The sequence below is a fragment of the Methanobacterium sp. BRmetb2 genome (assembly GCA_003491285.1).
In the GTDB taxonomy this organism is placed as follows: Archaea; Methanobacteriota; Methanobacteria; order Methanobacteriales; family Methanobacteriaceae; genus UBA117.
This window is the reverse complement of sequence record CP022705.1, coordinates 714,905-732,199: the sequence shown is the minus strand read 5'-3', so window position 1 is coordinate 732,199 and position 17,295 is coordinate 714,905. Positions and strand designations below refer to the sequence as shown.

The 17,295-nt window shown below is 35.3% G+C and carries 18 protein-coding genes; 10 read left to right on the top strand and 8 right to left on the bottom strand.

All coding sequences use genetic code 11. The features are described 5' to 3' along the window. Positions 1-253: 253 nt before the first annotated feature. The 3 genes from CIT01_03585 (at position 254) to CIT01_03575 (ending at position 2,685) form a co-directional block, all read left to right on the top strand. Positions 254-1,723: a methanogenesis marker 14 protein gene (locus CIT01_03585; GenBank protein AXV37346.1), complete on the top strand. Its 1,470-nt coding sequence runs from the start codon at positions 254-256 to the stop codon at positions 1,721-1,723. Between the two features lie 106 nt (positions 1,724-1,829). Next, positions 1,830-2,411 (top strand): TIGR00454 family protein, encoded by a 582-nt coding sequence (locus CIT01_03580; protein AXV37345.1) that lies wholly within the window; start codon positions 1,830-1,832, stop codon positions 2,409-2,411. 4 nt (positions 2,412-2,415) lie between these two features. Next, positions 2,416-2,685, top strand: coding sequence for a photosystem reaction center subunit H (locus CIT01_03575; GenBank protein ID AXV37344.1), 270 nt, complete (start codon positions 2,416-2,418; stop codon positions 2,683-2,685). A gap of 218 nt (positions 2,686-2,903) precedes the next feature. Here the strand turns inward: CIT01_03575 and CIT01_03570 are convergent, their stop codons facing one another. Then, entirely contained in the window at positions 2,904-4,136 is a 1,233-nt protein-coding gene (locus CIT01_03570; protein AXV37343.1) for a hypothetical protein, read from the bottom strand. After that, complete coding sequence (sufC, locus tag CIT01_03565) at positions 4,118-4,876, bottom strand: Fe-S cluster assembly ATPase SufC (protein AXV38710.1); 759 nt, start codon at positions 4,874-4,876, stop codon at positions 4,118-4,120. Before sufC ends, CIT01_03570 begins: the two co-directional genes overlap by 19 nt. A 426-nt stretch (positions 4,877-5,302) precedes the next feature. Between sufC and CIT01_03560 the strand changes: the two genes are divergently transcribed. The 4 genes from CIT01_03560 to CIT01_03545 are packed head-to-tail and all read left to right on the top strand — an operon-like array spanning position 5,303 to position 9,351. Next, on the top strand, positions 5,303-5,731 hold the full coding sequence (locus CIT01_03560; GenBank protein ID AXV37342.1) for a methyl-viologen-reducing hydrogenase subunit delta: 429 nt from the start codon (positions 5,303-5,305) through the stop codon (positions 5,729-5,731). A 14-nt stretch (positions 5,732-5,745) separates the two neighbouring features. After that, complete coding sequence (locus CIT01_03555; GenBank protein AXV37341.1) at positions 5,746-6,672, top strand: F420-nonreducing hydrogenase; 927 nt, start codon at positions 5,746-5,748, stop codon at positions 6,670-6,672. After that, positions 6,673-8,091 (top strand): Ni/Fe hydrogenase subunit alpha, encoded by a 1,419-nt coding sequence (locus CIT01_03550; GenBank protein AXV37340.1) that lies wholly within the window; start codon positions 6,673-6,675, stop codon positions 8,089-8,091. A gap of 21 nt (positions 8,092-8,112) precedes the next feature. Beyond that, entirely contained in the window at positions 8,113-9,351 is a 1,239-nt protein-coding gene (locus CIT01_03545) for a ferredoxin (GenBank protein ID AXV37339.1), read from the top strand. Between the two features lie 179 nt (positions 9,352-9,530). Here the strand turns inward: CIT01_03545 and CIT01_03540 are convergent, their stop codons facing one another. The 3 genes from CIT01_03540 to CIT01_03530 form a co-directional block, all read right to left on the bottom strand. Beyond that, on the bottom strand, positions 9,531-9,710 hold the full coding sequence (locus CIT01_03540) for a hypothetical protein (GenBank protein ID AXV37338.1): 180 nt from the start codon (positions 9,708-9,710) through the stop codon (positions 9,531-9,533). A gap of 139 nt (positions 9,711-9,849) precedes the next feature. Further along, positions 9,850-11,136 (bottom strand): dihydroorotase, encoded by a 1,287-nt coding sequence (locus tag CIT01_03535; GenBank protein AXV37337.1) that lies wholly within the window; start codon positions 11,134-11,136, stop codon positions 9,850-9,852. Between the two features lie 23 nt (positions 11,137-11,159). Next, entirely contained in the window at positions 11,160-11,675 is a 516-nt protein-coding gene (locus CIT01_03530; protein ID AXV37336.1) for a hypothetical protein, read from the bottom strand. 178 nt (positions 11,676-11,853) lie between these two features. On the opposite strand from CIT01_03530, the gene CIT01_03525 reads away from it, so the two are divergent. Together CIT01_03525 and CIT01_03520 are read left to right on the top strand one after the other, a co-directional pair. Then, positions 11,854-12,954, top strand: a complete 1,101-nt coding sequence (locus tag CIT01_03525) for a hypothetical protein (protein ID AXV37335.1) — start codon at positions 11,854-11,856, stop codon at positions 12,952-12,954. Continuing rightward, the gene (locus tag CIT01_03520) at positions 12,945-13,847 is read left to right on the top strand and encodes a peptidylprolyl isomerase (protein ID AXV37334.1); all 903 of its coding nucleotides are present in this window, start codon (positions 12,945-12,947) and stop codon (positions 13,845-13,847) included. The genes CIT01_03525 and CIT01_03520 overlap by 10 nt, the downstream gene beginning before the upstream one ends. A gap of 61 nt (positions 13,848-13,908) precedes the next feature. On the opposite strand, the gene serS is transcribed toward CIT01_03520, so the two are convergent. From serS to CIT01_03505, 3 genes are all read right to left on the bottom strand, one after another. Continuing rightward, positions 13,909-15,456 carry a serine--tRNA ligase gene (gene serS, locus CIT01_03515; GenBank protein AXV37333.1) on the bottom strand — a complete coding sequence of 516 codons (1,548 nt, stop codon included), beginning with the start codon at positions 15,454-15,456 and terminating at the stop codon, positions 13,909-13,911. Between the two features lie 75 nt (positions 15,457-15,531). Then, positions 15,532-15,756 carry a hypothetical protein gene (locus CIT01_03510; GenBank protein AXV37332.1) on the bottom strand — a complete coding sequence of 75 codons (225 nt, stop codon included), beginning with the start codon at positions 15,754-15,756 and terminating at the stop codon, positions 15,532-15,534. Between the two features lie 10 nt (positions 15,757-15,766). After that, on the bottom strand, positions 15,767-16,543 hold the full coding sequence (locus CIT01_03505; protein ID AXV37331.1) for a carbon monoxide dehydrogenase: 777 nt from the start codon (positions 16,541-16,543) through the stop codon (positions 15,767-15,769). Between the two features lie 224 nt (positions 16,544-16,767). Here CIT01_03505 and rplJ point away from each other — a divergent pair, with 224 nt between their 5' ends. Beyond that, entirely contained in the window at positions 16,768-17,250 is a 483-nt protein-coding gene (gene rplJ / locus CIT01_03500; GenBank protein ID AXV37330.1) for a 50S ribosomal protein L16, read from the top strand. The last annotated feature ends 45 nt before the right edge of the window (positions 17,251-17,295 follow it).

Sequence of the window (17,295 nt, the reverse complement as noted above, 5' to 3'; positions counted from 1 at the left end):
TTATTTTTTTATTTTTAATTATTTATTAATTTAATAACTAATTTTTGAGCTATTTTTGAATTATATATCTAAAAAGGACAGTATTTTTGTTATTTATTTTTAAGTGATTACTCAATAATTTAAACAGTTTATTGTAAAACAACTAAAAAATAACTAAAAATTGAGGTTTATTCCATCAAATTAATTTCACAAAATTTATATTGCTTTTAGATAAACATTATTTGAAAAAATGTAATATTCTGGAGGAAATTACTTGTCATTTTTGAATAAAATATTAGGAAGAGGTTCTAAACCAATTATTGCTAAAAGTAGATACATTACAGTTGAAGATGCAAAAACTTCTCCTTTTACTAAGAAGACTGTAGGTTCTGGCTATTCTATGAGACCTGATGTTTATTATATCGTAGCGTCGGTTGAACTTGGAAATACCACAACTAAGTGTATTTTAACAGCCACAAATCTTAATACCAGCAAAACTTACTTACTGGATAAAACTGTGAAGATGACCCGAGATATCCGCCCACCTAAAAAAGGTGAAAAAGTCTTTGGGGAAACTGTTTGGGGAGTAGAACTTACTAAAGAATCAGTATCTGAAATGATAAGGAATACTATATTAGAATCAGTTAAAAGATCAAAAATAGACATGGAAAATGATCTGGACTTTGTTGTACGTTCAACTGGTGTTACTGCGGGTTTTGCTTCTCCTGAAGATGTGGGTGAACTTATAATTGCTCTTGCTGATGGTTGTTTGATGGCTGGAATTCCTCCAAAAAAGATGTCCCCTGCACTTTCAAAGCAAAGTTTACCAGACCGATTACAGGATTTCTCACTTTTGGATAAGGTAATGTTTGACGGTGCAGTGGTAAGCGTTCTTCCTCCAACAGGCAAAGTTGTGGTTGCAAATGAAATGGAAGGAGAACTGGTTACTGCGGGAATAAAAGTAGGATCTAAATGGACTGAAGTTGATTATAGAAATCCCTGTGTTTCAATGGACTTTGGAACTACATTGGCCGGTAGAATAACAAATAGTGACGAGCCATATGCTAGAACAATCGGTAATTTCTGTGGACTGGCAGGGGCTTTACCTGATGCCATAATAAGGGGCACGGAACTGGTTGATAAGAGAGGAGGAGCAGCTTTGGATTTATATAAAAAAGATATACTTAAAAAAGCTGATTGGAAGGCTGCAAAATCCTACGCAGAAAAAGCCCATGAATATATAGATATACGAAAGGTTCCCCAAGGTCGTGAAAGATTTGGAACTGTTCCTGTAGATCCTGAAGCAGCGTACAATGCAGGAACCACTTTGATTGGTTGTGATGCTGGTAAAGATGGGGATAAATTATCTAAACTAACAAAACTGGGCCATAAAATATATGAAGAATCAGATATTCACACCCTTTTTGCAGCACTTGATCATGTAAGTGCTTTAATAGTTAAACGTCTGGTGGATGAGGCATTTGATGAAGGAGTAATAGAAGAGGGTTCTGTGCTTGGAATAACTGGAAGGGCTGGAATAACTGGTCAAAAACCTAAATTAGTCATGGAATACACTAAAGAACGCTTTAATCACACTATTTTTGTTTCTGATGCATTGGCAATGGGTGCAGCTGTCATGGCCCGTTGTATGAATTCTATGGGAACGCCTCACATACCCATTGGTGGAAAACAAGGCGGACCCTGTATATTGGGGCATAGAACGAAACTTCAAAAAAAGGACTAATAGTTAGAACCAGGAATTATAATAATTTAAAGTTAAAAATTAATTATCAATCCGAGTATCAATTAGATTATGAGTAGTTGACAATATTGATTTTAATGAGGGTAAGATGATAAATGCTGTAATAATGGCGGGGGGTAAGGGTACTCGGATGAAATACCCAAAAGAAAAACCTCTCATTAAGATAAGTGGCAAGCCAATGATTGAACATGTGTGGAATGCAGTAGATAGTTCTAAGAAGGTAGACTCAATTTTGGTGGCCACAACAAAAAATACACCGAAAACAAGAGAATTCACTGAAAAAAGGGGAATAAAAACAATTGAAACGCCTGGAAAAGGTTATGTGGAAGATTTGGCCTTTATAATATCTAAATTAGTTCCTGATTCAATTCTGTTAACCATAACTGCAGATCTACCTTTAATATCCAGTTCATTAATTGATCATGTTTTAGGTGAATATGAAAAATGTGGTAAACCTGCAATGTGTGTAGCATTACCTATAGAAATTTTTGAAAATTATAATTTGAAACCATCCATGGTTTTTGACGGCATAGTACCCTCAGGTTTAAATATATTGAGGTGTATAAACAAGATACAAGATGAGGAAGTTCTTATCTTAAGTGAAATTGAACTTGCTTTAAATATTAATACTTGTGAGGATATAAAACTCATAGAGAAATTTTTAGGGTGATACGATGGTTGAAGAGAGGAAACCAATTAAAGGGGAAGAGAAGATTTGGAGTGAAATTAAGGGCTATCAAGTTGCCACAGACAACGCCCGAATACTGGGGGAGTTGGAAGAATTAATAATAAATGATAAAACAGGAAAAATTTCTGAAGTAGTCATTAAAGTAGAAAAAGGCCGAAATGTTAATGTTAAAGGTGCTAAAAAACAAGGAGAATTCCTATTAGTACCGTTTGGAAAAGTTGAAAAAGTAGGCGAATTTATCATAATATCAGAATAATTCTTCGCCTTCTAAAAATTTTTCTTAAGTAATTAATTATAGTTTATACTGATTATTTTGTCCAATCTAAGTTGTCACTATTTTTCCCAGATTTTTTATATTTTATAGATTTCATTTTTTTAATTTTACATGTAATGAGAAATATCAATGAAATAATTGTTGAATAAAAAAATAGAATATTAAAAAAGAATTTTGAAAAATTAATGAGTTTAAAGGTTTTACATTCCCTTCAAGCTCATATCAATCATTTTTTTGGTTTCAGCTGCAAGTTCTGGTGGCAGACCCGTGATGTCCATACTTAAAAATCCACGGACAATCATACTAGCAGCTTCTTCTTCTGAAAGACCACGCGAAGTTAGATAGAGCACCTCTTCTTCAGCTATTTTACCTACTGCTGCTTCGTGAGACATTTCCAGTTCTGTAGCACTACCTTCCAGTTCTGGAACTGCGTAAATCATAGAATCATCAGACAAAACCAAACCATGACATTCCAAATGGCCTTTTACATTTTGTGTTCGTCCTGCTAAGTGACCACGTGCATATACTTGGGATTGGTCTTTGGAAACAGCCCGAGAAATCATTTCTGAACTGGAACCATGCCCTTCCAGAAATACCCTAGATCCTAAATCCAAGACAGATTCTTTTTGACCACCAAGAATGGATTGGAACACTACTCTTGAATTTTCTCCAGTACAGTAAGCAGTAGGATACGATTGGATACTTTTAACTGGACTGGTGAGTATGTAATTGCTAATGTAGGTGGCGTCATCTCCCACCATTATTCCGGTCCGGGGACGAACTTCTACCTGTTCTGCCCAATTATGTATCATAGTGAAAGTAATTTTTGCTCCTTTTTTCAAGTAAAATTCAGATACCCCCACATGCAGCGCTGAACTTACATCTTCTCCCGTTGCACAACCAGTTATAATATGTAATTCAGAGTTTTCTTCAGCGATTATAACATTATGGGCAGTTTGCATAACCTTTTCATCACCAATAAACATACATGCTTGCAGAGGAAATACTTCTTTTGAACCCGGCATAGATCTGATAAAATAACCACTAGGATATTCTTTTGATTCTCTAATAGCTGCTTGTGCAGTGTATTTATCTGTATCTGGTGCTACGGCTTTCCACATGTAATCTTTTAACCATCCATATTTATCTAAAGCCACGTTCAAACCCATTATTTCCACGGACTCGGATGCGCAGGTTGTGCAGACTCCACTTTGATCAACTTGGATAAATGTACCAGATCTTTCTTTTTCACTGGGATCTACTCCAATTTTTAAGAGACTTTCCTGAACTTTTTTAGGCACTTCCTGGGCTTTGGTAACTTTTTCGTGTTCTCCTGCTTCTTCTTTTATAAATTTTTCTAAATCAATGTCTGTACCATAAAGAGCTTTCTTTTCTTTAGCTTTTTCGGCCTTTTCTAGTGTATCCCGCAGCATTCTACACACCCCTTGAATCCTTCTTTTCTAATATCTTCTAAGATTTCAGTTGGGTTCCCGGAACATGCTATTCTACCATCCATTAGCACATGAGCAGTATCCGCCTTTACAAAATTCAATATGTAACCAAGATGAGTTATTAAAAGACCCGATTTTTCTCTTAAACCAATTTTTTTCTCTTTTTCCAACAGATTATTGATTTCTTCTGCTAGTAATTCCACATTTTCAATGTCTACTCCTGAATCTGGTTCATCAAACATGATAAAATCAGGTTTCTGGGCTAGTAACTGTAAAATTTCGGATCTTTTTACTTCTCCTCCAGAAAATCCAAGATTCACGTCTCTTTCTAAGAATTTTTCATCAAATTTTAGTTTATATACAAGTTCCATAACTTCGGGAGTAAGTTCTTCAGCGTCCTCTCCAACACCACTTTCCACTTTTAATATATCTTCTAATCTAACCCCTCTTATGGCAGGAGGGTTTTGGAAACTTACCCCGATTCCCATCCTCACTCTTTCTGTGGTTGAAAGATTGGTTATATTTTCACCTTTGAATAAGATTTCTCCTCGAGTAACTTTGTATTTAGGAAATCCTAGTAAACTCATAAATAAAGTACTCTTACCTGCTCCGTTGGGTCCTAAAAGGACGTGAGTTTCTCCTTTATCTATATACAAATCTACATCAGTCAAAACTTCTTTTCCACTTACTTCAACTGCTAGATCAGTTATTTCAAGTAGCAGCTTAATCACCACCGTAAATATTGCTTTTAATTCCATTAACTATCTGCTATTTTGTATTTTATTTTATATATAACTCACTAAATTTATTAATCATATTGTAATAATCTAAATTATTTGAAAATCAATAATTTTTTATAATTTTTTTGTAATAATATATCTGAATTAAGATAAAATTCTTATAAAAATTAATAACAATATCATGACTTGTAATTAAAGATAAATAGGTAGGAATAATTCTTATTATACGCTTTAAATGGAATATTACGAAAACAAAAAACCGTGTTCACATATATAAAATTTTCGACTTTGTTTTATAAGTAATCTTTATACTTACTACTTTTATATCCATATACTGTACATTAATGGTACATAATAAAATGAATAGTACAATTGATAGTACATGCATAAAAGCAAGGAGGAAACTCTATGGCTGAGGATGATGTGAAGATCGTAATGTTTTGTTGTAATTGGTGCTCCTATGGTGGAGCAGACACTGCAGGTACAGCAAGGATGCAATATCCTCCAAATGTACGTGTAATCAGAGTAATGTGCTCTGGAAGAATCGAACCGCAATTTATTTTTAAGGCCTTCAGAGAAGGTGCAGACGGTGTAATCGTTGCAGGATGTCACCATGGTGACTGTCACTACGACGCAGGAAACTACAAACTAGATAGAAGAATGAGATTAATATACAAACTAGCAGAAGATATAGGCATTGGAAGAGAAAGGATATACCACGACTGGATATCAGCATCAGAAGGAGAAAAATTTGCTGAAACCGTAAAAATGATGGTAGATCGTATAACCGCTCTTGGCCCATCTCCTCTAAAAGAACAATTAGCAGTTGAGGCATAAACGGAGGATTATAAATGGCAGAAAAAGCAAAAATAGGAACAAACTGGCTTTGTGTATGTTCAGGATGCCACTTATCCATTGCTGATCTTCATGAAGCATTAATAGATGTTATGGAATTAGCAGATTTTGAATTTTGTCCAGTTTTAATGGATGTTAAGTATGATGAAATTCCAGAACTAGACGTTGCCGTAATTACTGGCGGTATTAGAAATGATGAAAACAGGGAATTAGCTGAAAAGATCAGAGAAAAAGCAAAATTTGTTGTTTCATTTGGTACTTGTGCAGTATACGGTGGAATACCTGGAATGGGTAACTTACACACTCCAGAAGAACTCATAGAAGAGGCATACCAAAATTCAGAAAGTACAATTAACCCGGATAATGTTATCCCATCTGAGGAAATACCACATCTAGAAAGCAGGGTTAGACCATTGGCTGAAGTTATAGACGTTGACATAGCCTTACCTGGATGTCCACCCCGGTCTGATGTAGTAGCTGAAGTAGTAATGGCTTTACTGAAAGGAGAACCTGTGGAAGTACCTACAACTAACTTATGTGAAGTTTGTCCTAGGGAAAAACCACCAGAAGGATTGGCCATGGATAAAATTTTACGTCAGTTTGAACTGGGAGAACCTGAACCAGAATTATGCTTAATACCACAAGGATTAGTATGTAACGGACCTGCCACAATATCTATCTGTGGAGCAGAATGCCCAAGTATAGGTATTAGATGTCAGGGATGCTACGGACCTACTTTCAACGTAGTAGACCAAGGTGCAAAAATGATAAGTGCTATTGGTTCTGACTTCGGTGTAGAAAGAGATAAAACCGTGGATCCTGAAGAAGTGGCTGAACAATTAGATGATATTGTAGGAACATTCTACACTTATACACTCCCAGCGGCCCTTGTACCCGCTAAAATAAGAAAGGAGGGTAAATAAATGGTTAAATTAAAAATGGAACCTGTGACCAGAATTGAAGGTCACGCAAAAATTACAGTGGACTTGGACGATGCAGGAAACGTCAAGGACACTAAACTACACGTAATGGAGTTCCGTGGATTTGAAAAATTTCTGCAAGGAAGAAACATAGAAGAAGTACCACGTATGGTACCACGTATATGTGGTATATGTGATGTACAGCACCACCTTGCAGCTGCAAAGGCAGTGGATATGTGTTTTGGATTCGAAGCTGAAGATATACTCCCAACTGCTTACAAAATGAGGGAACTTATGAACTGGGGTTCCACCATGCACTCCCACGCTTTGCATTTCTACTTCCTGGCAGCTCCTGACTTTATTGCAGGAAAAGATAGAAAAACCAGAAATGTATTCCAAATCATAAAAGACGCACCAGATGTAGCTCTTCAAGCAATTGAGTTAAGAAAAAATGCATTAGATCTTATTAAAGCTACTGGTGGAAGACCTATTCACCCAACTTCATCTACTCCTGGTGGAATATCCACTAGTCTAGATGATGAAACTCAAAAAGATCTTCTTAAAAAAGCGCAAAGAAATGTAGAATTGTCTCAAGCTACATTAGAACTAGCTAAACCAATATTTGAAGAAAATATTGATTTGGTAAAAACTCTTGGTTATATAGAAACTTATCACACTGGTCTGGTTAAAAATGGTGTTTGGGATATGTACGATGGAGACGTACGTATGAAAGATAAGGAAGGTAATATATATGCAGAATTCCATTGCAGTAATTACCTTGACTACATTGCAGAACATGTGAAACCATACTCCTGGCTAAAATTCCCATACATTAAAGATTTAGGATATCCTGATGGTATTTACAGAGTATGTCCATTGTCCCGGCTAAATGTAGCTGATAAAATGCCTGATGCCGCCCCATTAGCTCAAGCAGAATTTGAAGATTTCAAGAAAACCTTTGGATATGCTCATGAACCATTACTATACCACTGGGCAAGACTTATAGAGTTATTAGCTGCATCAGAATGTGCTGCTGATGCTCTTGAAGGAGATTTATCTGGACAAAAATTCCCAGAAGCTCTAGAAAAAACAGCTGGAGAAGGTGTAGGTATTGTTGAAGCTTCTCGTGGAACTTTAACTCACCATTATGCTTGTGATGAGAATGGTTTAGTTACCAAAGCAAACATTGTAGTAGCCACAATTCAAAACAACCCAGCTATGGAAATGGGTATACAAAAAGTAGCTAAAGATTACATAAAACCAGGTGTTGAAGTAGACGACAGTATTTTCAACTTGATGGAAATGGTAATAAGAGCATACGACCCATGTCTATCCTGTGCAACCCACCAATTAGACAGTCAAATGAGACTATCAACCCTTGAAGTATTTGATAGTGACGGACATCTCGTCAAAAAGATTTAATTCACCAGGGGTGAATAAAAAATGATAGTAGTCAACAAAGAAGACTGCATCCGATGTGGAGCATGTCAAGGCACATGTCCCACCGCAGCAATCGAAGTATCACCAGAAGATGTGATATACTGTGATATCTGTGGAGGGGAGCCAAAATGTGTAGAAGTATGTCCACAAGATGCCTTGAAACTTGAAGATATGGTCTTAGATGAGGAAGGAAATGTTCAAGGTCGTATAGTCTTCAACCCTGCAAAATGTGATGAATGTGGAGAATGTGTAGAAGTTTGCCCACCACAAACCTTGAAATTAGGTGGTGGAAAGGCTGAAAAAGTTCCACTTCAAGGATACTGTGTAATGTGTCAAAAATGTGTTGACATCTGCCCAGTTGAAGTTATAGGGGTTGAAGGAGTTAAAGAACCTAAAACAGTTGAACTGGAAATTGAAGGCCCTATTTACATCGCAGATTGCGTTGGATGTGGGATGTGTGTAGATGAATGTCCAGTTAATGCCATAACTCTCCCAGAGATAGGTGGCACCATAGAAATTGATGAAGATACATGTATCAAGTGTGGAATCTGTTCTCAGACCTGCCCATGGAATGCAGTATTCATATCTGGTAAAAAGCCAGTAAAACGTGGAAAAGAAATCATCAAATTCGATTTGGACGCAGATACTTGTATAGGATGTAACACGTGTGTGGAAGCATGTCCTGGTGACTTCATAGGAGTTAATCCATCTAATTTAACTGTAGAATTACCAGAAATATGTACTGCATGTGGTTTATGCGAAAATATCTGTCCAGTAGATGCTATAGACTTAGAAGTCGAACTCGAACCAGCAACGCCTGCCAGTGATGAAGGTTTAGTATACGATGAAGAAAAATGTGATTTTATTGGAGCATGTGCACAAATATGTCCCAACGATGCCATAAGAGTCGTAACTAAAACTGGAATGCAAGTTCCTGGCGAGGAAAAGGTGGATTCAGAACCATCATTTGCCATGTGTACAAGATGTGGTGCCTGTACTGTAGCTTGCCCAAATGACGCCTTAACCCTAGTGGATATGGACAAAGTCATTGATGGAAAAGTTGAAAAACGTAAAAGAATACAGTACAATCCTGCAAAATGTACAGAATGTGGAGACTGTGTGGAAGTCTGTCCTTACAACATGCTGAAACTCACAGATGATAAAGTACCCCTCAAAGGGTTCTGTATACTTTGTGACCAATGTATACCTGCATGTCCAAAAGGAGCACTATTCCTCAAGTAAAATCAAAAATAAAAATTTTTTAATGGTGGATTTTCCACCAAAATCTATTTTTTTTTAAGAATTTTCTTAAATCAGTATTATCTATTTTTTTAAGAATATCTTAACTCAATATTAAATCTAAAAAAATAATTTTTTAATTCTTAACCCAAATTTGAGTTATTTTTCAGCAATTTTTATCCTTATTCTAAATTTACATAGATTTTATGCTTTTCAAGATCCATCTCAACAATTTTACCTTTTAGCTCTTTTTTCTGATTTAAAATATCAGTTAAATCTATTTTTGCATTGTCAATTTTGATATAGATAACATCTTCCATTATCAGTGAGCCTTCAGTACTATAAACACTTGATTCACACATTTTATCACCTAATTTCATTTAATTGTAATTAACTGTCTAAATAAATTTTTTTCAAAAAGATTTGATCCATCTAATTTTTGGTAGAATATTCAATTCTATAATTTTAAAAAAAGAAGTTTATTAAAAGAATAATAAAAAGTTAATCATAAACAAATTTTCCCTTATTTTCAAAAATATCTCCTTCTTTCATTACCACTTTACCTCTGACCAGTGTCATGACGGGCATTCCTTGAATTTCAAATCCTTCAAAAGGAGAATATTTTGCCTTAGATTTAAAATATTCTGGATTTATAATTCCCTCTTTTTTCAAATCCACAACTACAAAGTCTGCATCTAACCCTTTTTTTATGAAACCTTTACTTTTTAAGTTAAATCTTTTTGATGGATTTTCACACAACAATCTCTTAATAAGTTCTAGACTAATATTTCCCCTATTAAATTCAGTTAAAAGAAGTGGAAGTGCAGTTTCCAGATTAGGAACACCTGGTGGAGCATTCCAAACGTCCTGATTTTTTTCAACAATTCTATGGGGTGCGTGATCTGTTCCAATCATATCTAGTTCCTCTAGTTGGCTTATTCCAATTTTATATTTATTTGAACGAAGAGGAGGATTAGTTTTAGCAAAATTACCTTTCAATCTGAGATAATCCGAGTTTAAAAATAAGTGATGAGGTGTTATCTCAGCAGTTATATCACAACCCTCTTTTTTAGCTTTTTTAACTAATTTTAAGGATTCTATTGTACTCAAATGACAAATATGAATTTTATTTCCTATGTATTTGGCCATTTCAATGGCATTGGATAAAGATATTATTTCAGCCAATGGGGGCCGGGCTTTTGCATATAATTCAGGTTTTAAATCAATTTTCTTCATGATTTGAGAGGTGCAGTACTGGACAATGTTACCATCTTCCGCATGCAAAGAAATTATAGGGTTATATTTTAACTTTGATATTTGCTGGAAAGATTCTATTAAGAATTTGTTGTCTATTAGGTCCATAAAAATTTTAAAAGACACTGGTTTCAGTTTGGCAATTTCTTTTATTTCATCCAGATCTCCAACACCGGCATGCAAACCATAATCTACTAAACTTTTCTTTTGAGCTATCTCCATTTTCTGACAAAATGCATCAACAGTATTTGTAGGGGGGAGGGTGTTGGGCATGTCAAAAACTGTGGTAAATCCTCCATGCGCCGCTGCCATGGTTCCGGTTCTAAAATCTTCCTTTTCAGTTAACCCAGGATCTCTTAGATGGACGTGAACATCTATCAATCCTGGCAAAACTGTTTTACCCTTCAAATCAATTATATCATCACTTTTTGTTGGAAGTTTTTTAATGGATATTATTTTTCCATTATTCACAGTTATACAGCATTCTGATTTCATGGGAGGTATTTTGCAGTTTACAATGCACAGGTCCATCATTAAAACACCATTTGTTTAAAACATTATTTCACATGAAAACTTTCAATTATAATGTCTAAATCATTTTTTTGATTATCAAATTCTTCGGGAGGTATAACTGTACAAGATATAGTATATAGATAGCCATTTTTTGCTGTGAAAATAGTTCGATGCTGTTGACGAGTTTGAGTATCATTGCATCCAATTTTATAAATTATCTCATAAGCGTCGGTATTATCTACCTTCAGAGTCTTCTCGGATATGAGTTCATAACAGTATTTTACTAAACTTTTTTTATTATTCTCTTTAAAATTGTTGTAATAATCTTTTAAACTAGAACTATTGTTCATTTTATTTTTAGATATGATAACATCTGTATTTCCATTTCTAACACTAATAATGGCTCCAGGCAGGTCCATAACTTCGCCTGTTTTCCACTGGGATGGATAATCAAAGGATATTTCATTATCTTCAAAGGTTTTTTTACTTTCTAGGCATCCACATACTGAAATAACAGCTATAACAAATACAAGAATAGTGATTAGATGTTTAAATTTCATGATAAGTCCTCAGTAAGATATTATAAAATCCAGTCTATATATTTTTTGAAATTAAACGTAGTCATGATAAATTAAATTAACGCTTAAGTTAAAATCTTCTAAAAAAAGAGTCAGTTCTATAATAATATTGATAATAAATATTTTATCCCAAAATTTACATAATGGTATGTGTGTGTCTATGGTATCACAAACTGATTTTATCAGAGATTTAATTAAACGGGATAGGAAAATATTCTTTGATGATCTAAGTAATGAACCTTTGTTGCAGGAACCAACTGGCACAGTTAAGATAATGGCTGATTTCACGGAATATTCTCCTTTGCACCTTGGTCACCGCCACTGTATGATGAAAGCAAAGGAAAAAGAGCCAGATGCCATTTTTGTTGCAGTGGTTCCCGGACTTTTCGAGCGAAATGGTAGGGGTATGCCCTATATAATGACACGCCAGGCCCGTGCTAAGGCCGCGGTGAATGTGGGGGCGGACGTGGTAGTAGAAGGACCACCAATGGGTATTATGGGATCCGGACAATATTCGCTGTGTTTAGCCAAAATGTTTCAAGCTTTAAACACGGATTTCATCCCCCGAGGATATAAACCAGTAGAAGGCTTTAATGAAATATTAGAACATATAAATAAGGGTAAGGCAGTCGCCCCTAAACCCTACAAGTTCGTTGATGTGGAAAGTAAAAAAGTCTTAAAAGAGGGAAAACTGGATGAAGATAACTACGTAATAGTATCCCTTTCCAAGTCTCTGAAAAAGGTTGGGTTTAACTTTAAGGATAAATTCATATTTGTAAAACGTGTGGAAGGAGTCAGCGGCACAAAAATCAGACAATTCGTTTCCAATGGCGATTTTGAATCTGCTAAGGAAATGTTACCATCTGAAACTATTGCAGTTTTAAAAGAAGAAATAGCGAATAATCGAGCACCCCTAAATGATATAAGGGACCAGGAGAGAATACTGGAAGTTGTAAACCAAAGTAGTTTGGATGATTTAGCTTCATTGAATCTTATCAATGATGTTACTGCCCAGAATATGATTGAAGGGCGTCCTTTTGAAAGTTTAGAGGAGATTGAAAAAATTATTTCATGGGGATTCAGCCGTCATTATAAGCAAAGGATTTTATCATCATTAGAGGCAAGAATAAATAAGGATCAAATATCAAAATATATAGATTCTTATCCATCTATAATAAGAATATTAAATTTCAAAAATAAAAACATTTTAAAAAAGTTTAATGAAAAAATAACACACAGGAGGCTAGAGATATGGCAGTGAAAGAAGGAGATTTTATAAGATTAGAATATACAGCAAAAACAAAGGAAACAGGTGATGTTTTTGACACCACAATTGAAAGTGTGGCAGAAGAGGCAGGAATACTTGTTGAAAATAAAAATTACGGACCAATACCAATAGTAGTGGCAGGTGGCCATGTATTAAAAGGTCTTGATGAAGCTTTAGTGGGCATGGATGAAGGCGAAGAAAAAATCGTGGAGCTAACTCCAGAAGAAGCATTTGGTAAAAGAGACTCTAAACTCATACAACTGGTCCCTATGCGAGAATTTAAAAAACAGAACATAAAACCATACGTGGGAATGACCATAACTTCAGAAGGACATAATGGTATCATTAGAAGTATAAGCGGCGGAAGAGTTAACGTTGATTTCAACCATGAATTAGCAGGTAAAAATCTGGTTTACGATGTTAAGGTTGAAAAGATAATTGATGATGACATGGACAAGATCAAAAGCATGATAGAATTACACTATCCTGCCGGTAATTTAGACCTGGATAAAACCCAGATAGAACTAGAAGATGGTAAAGTCGTAATACAAATGGATGAAATGGCCCGCTTTGATCAAAAACCTTACATGGACATAACTTTTGCCAGATTCCGCATTGCACGTGATGTTTGGGAAAACATTGAAGGTATTGAAAAAGTGGAATTTACCGATGTCTTTGAGAAAAAGGCAGAAGAAGCTGCAGCAGCTGAAGAACTAGCTGAAGAAGTTAAAGGTGCGGAAGAAGTAGCCGAAGAAGTAGCTGAAGAAGTAGCTGAAGAAGTTAAAGGTGCGGAAGAAGTAGCCGAAGAGATTGCAGAAGAAGCTAAAGAAGAATCTACAGTTGCTGAAGAAGTAGAAGAAAAAATTGAAGAAGAAAAAAAGGAATAATCATTGATTCCTTTTAATTTTTTATTTATTTTTAAATTAAAAACTTATTTATCGGATTTATTTAAGGCCAGGTTAAGATCTTTGGCACTTTAACATCGTTAACTCTTTCTTTTACATCTTTTGGCCAGTTTTCTGGATTAAAACCTTTCTGAGCTAAAAATCCAAATATCCACCGGGAAATACCGATACCCAAACAACCAGTCCACAGAACATGTTTATGGGCTTCTTTGATGGAAAATCCTTCAGTAAAATGAGTTCCATGTACATTAGCGGATACCACAGCAACTCCTTTACTTTGATTAGGCGCAACAAGTCTCATTTCATATTTAGGAATATCTGGGAATTGGATTCCTCGTTCTTCCACTTTTCGGCCTTCCAGGTAGAATGGATCATCGCCCACTTCTGTATACCACTCCAGTTCCATATCATCGGCGATTTTTTGGGATATATTCACAGTGGTGTCTCTTATTTTCTCCACATCATCTGGTTTTCCAAGCCATACCAGTTCCACTCGTTGGAATTCATGAACCCGATCCAGTCCTTTGGCTCCTCCAGCTTCCCATCGGTATGTCCAGCCACTACGGTCAAAAAACTTTATGGGTAATTCTGATTCATCAACTACTTCGTGAGAGAAGAATTCGTAGAATGGTTCACACTGGGCTGGTGCTAGGACATAGGAAGGATCTTTAAGCCCTTCTTTTAAGAGGTCAATTGGAACGTCTTTTTTAATTACAACTTCTTGTTTGAACTTTTCAAAAATTTCAGGGTCTCTACGGGGAGCAGAACAATAGTACATTCCCTCTGGGAGTCCTTCAAGGTAACGCATTTTGTTCATCACTGGAATTGGTATCAGTTTAGGCCACATGCACTCTACAAAGTCCATTTTGTAGACTAATTCCTCCAGAAATATCTCTTCTATGGTTCGTTGTAAGGCAATAAGCTTTGGTCCGTAGAACCATTGTCCTTTTCCTGGAAACTTCTTGACCCATCCCAGTTTTGCAGCCTCTTCTGTGGCGTCGCCTTCAAAAAAGAACTTTTGTTTTTGGCTTTTGGATACTATTGTGCCGGGTTCTATTTTGGTAACCTGTTTAGTTAAGATATCACTGGGACCTTCGGTTGTAACCGTATCTTTTTCAGTTTCAGCCAGCACCTGTTTTATTACCCGGTCAACCACGTGTCTTCTAAGGTCTCCTTCCTCCAAGTCCTGGAACTTGATAATGATCACGTCATCTATAGTTTCAAATTCAGCTACATATGGCATGTCGCTTAGATCGATTTTTCTAGTGGTAGGTATCTGGATTTCATATTCACTTACATGAATCTTTCTTACCCCCACATGATATTTAGGTCCCATAATTTGTAGTAACGGTTTTTTCATCCGTAAAAGTGCATCATGAGCCCTTCCACGTCTTCCAGATTCAATGGTTATATGTAGTGTATTGTCCTCTAAATTCCAGTTTTTTATGTAGGAGGCATCCTCTTTTTGTTCTTCAGGAACCCCTTTTTGAAAGAGGTCATGGTTAGCATAATCTATAAACTTTTCAATATCTTTTTCAGCTTCTTGTGCATCTTTACTGAACGTGATTTTCCCTTTAAGTTTAAATTTCATTTTAAATCACCTTCTAACAAATAATAATTTTATAAATCTGTTTAAAAATTTTTTTAAATAATTAATTTTCCTTTATTAGATTGAATCTAAAATTTTTTCTGACATCATTTCACAAAATATCAGATCATCAACAGTTGCCAAAATAGTTCTCAAAGAATTCCCTTTTAATTCATAAATTAGATGATTATTATCAATATGAGAATCAATAAAATCCATATTATCTGGTTTTAGTGACTCATGTGCTGTTTTTGCCTGAAATTCCTGGTGGTAAACAAAGGTTATTTTGGTTTTTATATGCATATTTTTTAGATCATTGTTTAAAACTTAAAATACTTTCTGCAATATTTTCTATTGACTTAAATGCAGGCGAATCTGGATAATTTATCAAAGGGTTTCCTTCCATATCTGCCCTGACAATATTACTGTCAAGAGGAATGCATCCAATTACTTTAATGTCTATTTCATCTAATTTTAAATGGATAAATTTTTCTTCTGCTTTATTAGACGCTTTATTTATAACGGCAGTTATATTTTTAACTCCAATATCGGTTGCCAGATTTTTAATTCTTTTAGCAGTTTCAACTGATTTAAGGCTGGGTTCTACTACCACGATCATTAGATCTACAGATTCAGATGTTCTACGTCCCAAATGTTCAATACCTGCTTCCATATCCAGAACCACGATTTCATCCTTTTGGAGGATCATGTGTCTCATAAGTGCTTTTAATAACACTGAAGCAGGGCAGACACATCCTTCTCCTCCTTTATCCACGGTCCCCATTACCAGAAGTTTCAAATTTTCGTTATATTTAATTGATAATGATTCAGGTAAGTCATTTATTTTGGGATTCATCTTGAATACTTCGCCGAAGGATGATCCCGACTCTGCACCAGTTCTATCCTTTATAAGATCTCTCATTTTAGAAATAGGTGTGATTTGTTCATGAATACCCAGGCTTGATGCCAGGTTCATGTCTGGATCAGCATCTATAGCGAATACTTTATAAGTCTGTGACAAGATACATGATAAAGTACTAGAAAGGGTTGTTTTACCCACCCCTCCTTTTCCCGTTATTGCAATTTTCATGTTTTCACCATCTTTTTATAACTGATAAACTTGGTTATATAGGTATTATATGAATAATAACCAATATCTTTGGTTATGTTGGTAATTATATGACTGTATTAATTATAGTAATAATATGGTTATATATTAAGGAGAAGGTTTATTAAGACTGTGAACTTAAAGTTTTATAAGACCAATTTTAAGGTATAAAATTCACACTCAAATTTTTATTAGGAGGATTATTTATGGTAAGAGCATACACAAGAAAAGAGTATATACGTAAAATTCCAGGCTCACGAATTGTTCAATATGATATGGGTAATCTATCAGCGGAATTCCCATTATCTCTTAGTTTAGCAGTTAAAGAGCCGGCACATATTAAACACAATGCATTAGAAGCAGCAAGAATTGCTTCAAATAGATATATGCAGAGAAAAGCAGGTAGAATGGGATACCACCTTAAGTTAAGGGTATATCCACACCACATAGTGCGAGAAAATCCAATGGCAACTGGGGCTGGTGCGGACCGGGTTCAGGATGGTATGAGAAAAGCTTTCGGTAAACCTGTAAGTTCAGTTGCAATAGTAAAACCTAATCAAAAAGTTTTAACTATCCATTCCAATAAGAAAAACTTTAAAGATATAAAAGAAGCATTAAGAAGAGCTGCTATGAAGCTACCCGTACCATGTAGAATCGTGATTGACAAGGGAGAAGAATTAGTCAAATAAGAATTTTTTTATAAAAATTTTTCAAAATTGTAATTAGGGGATCAG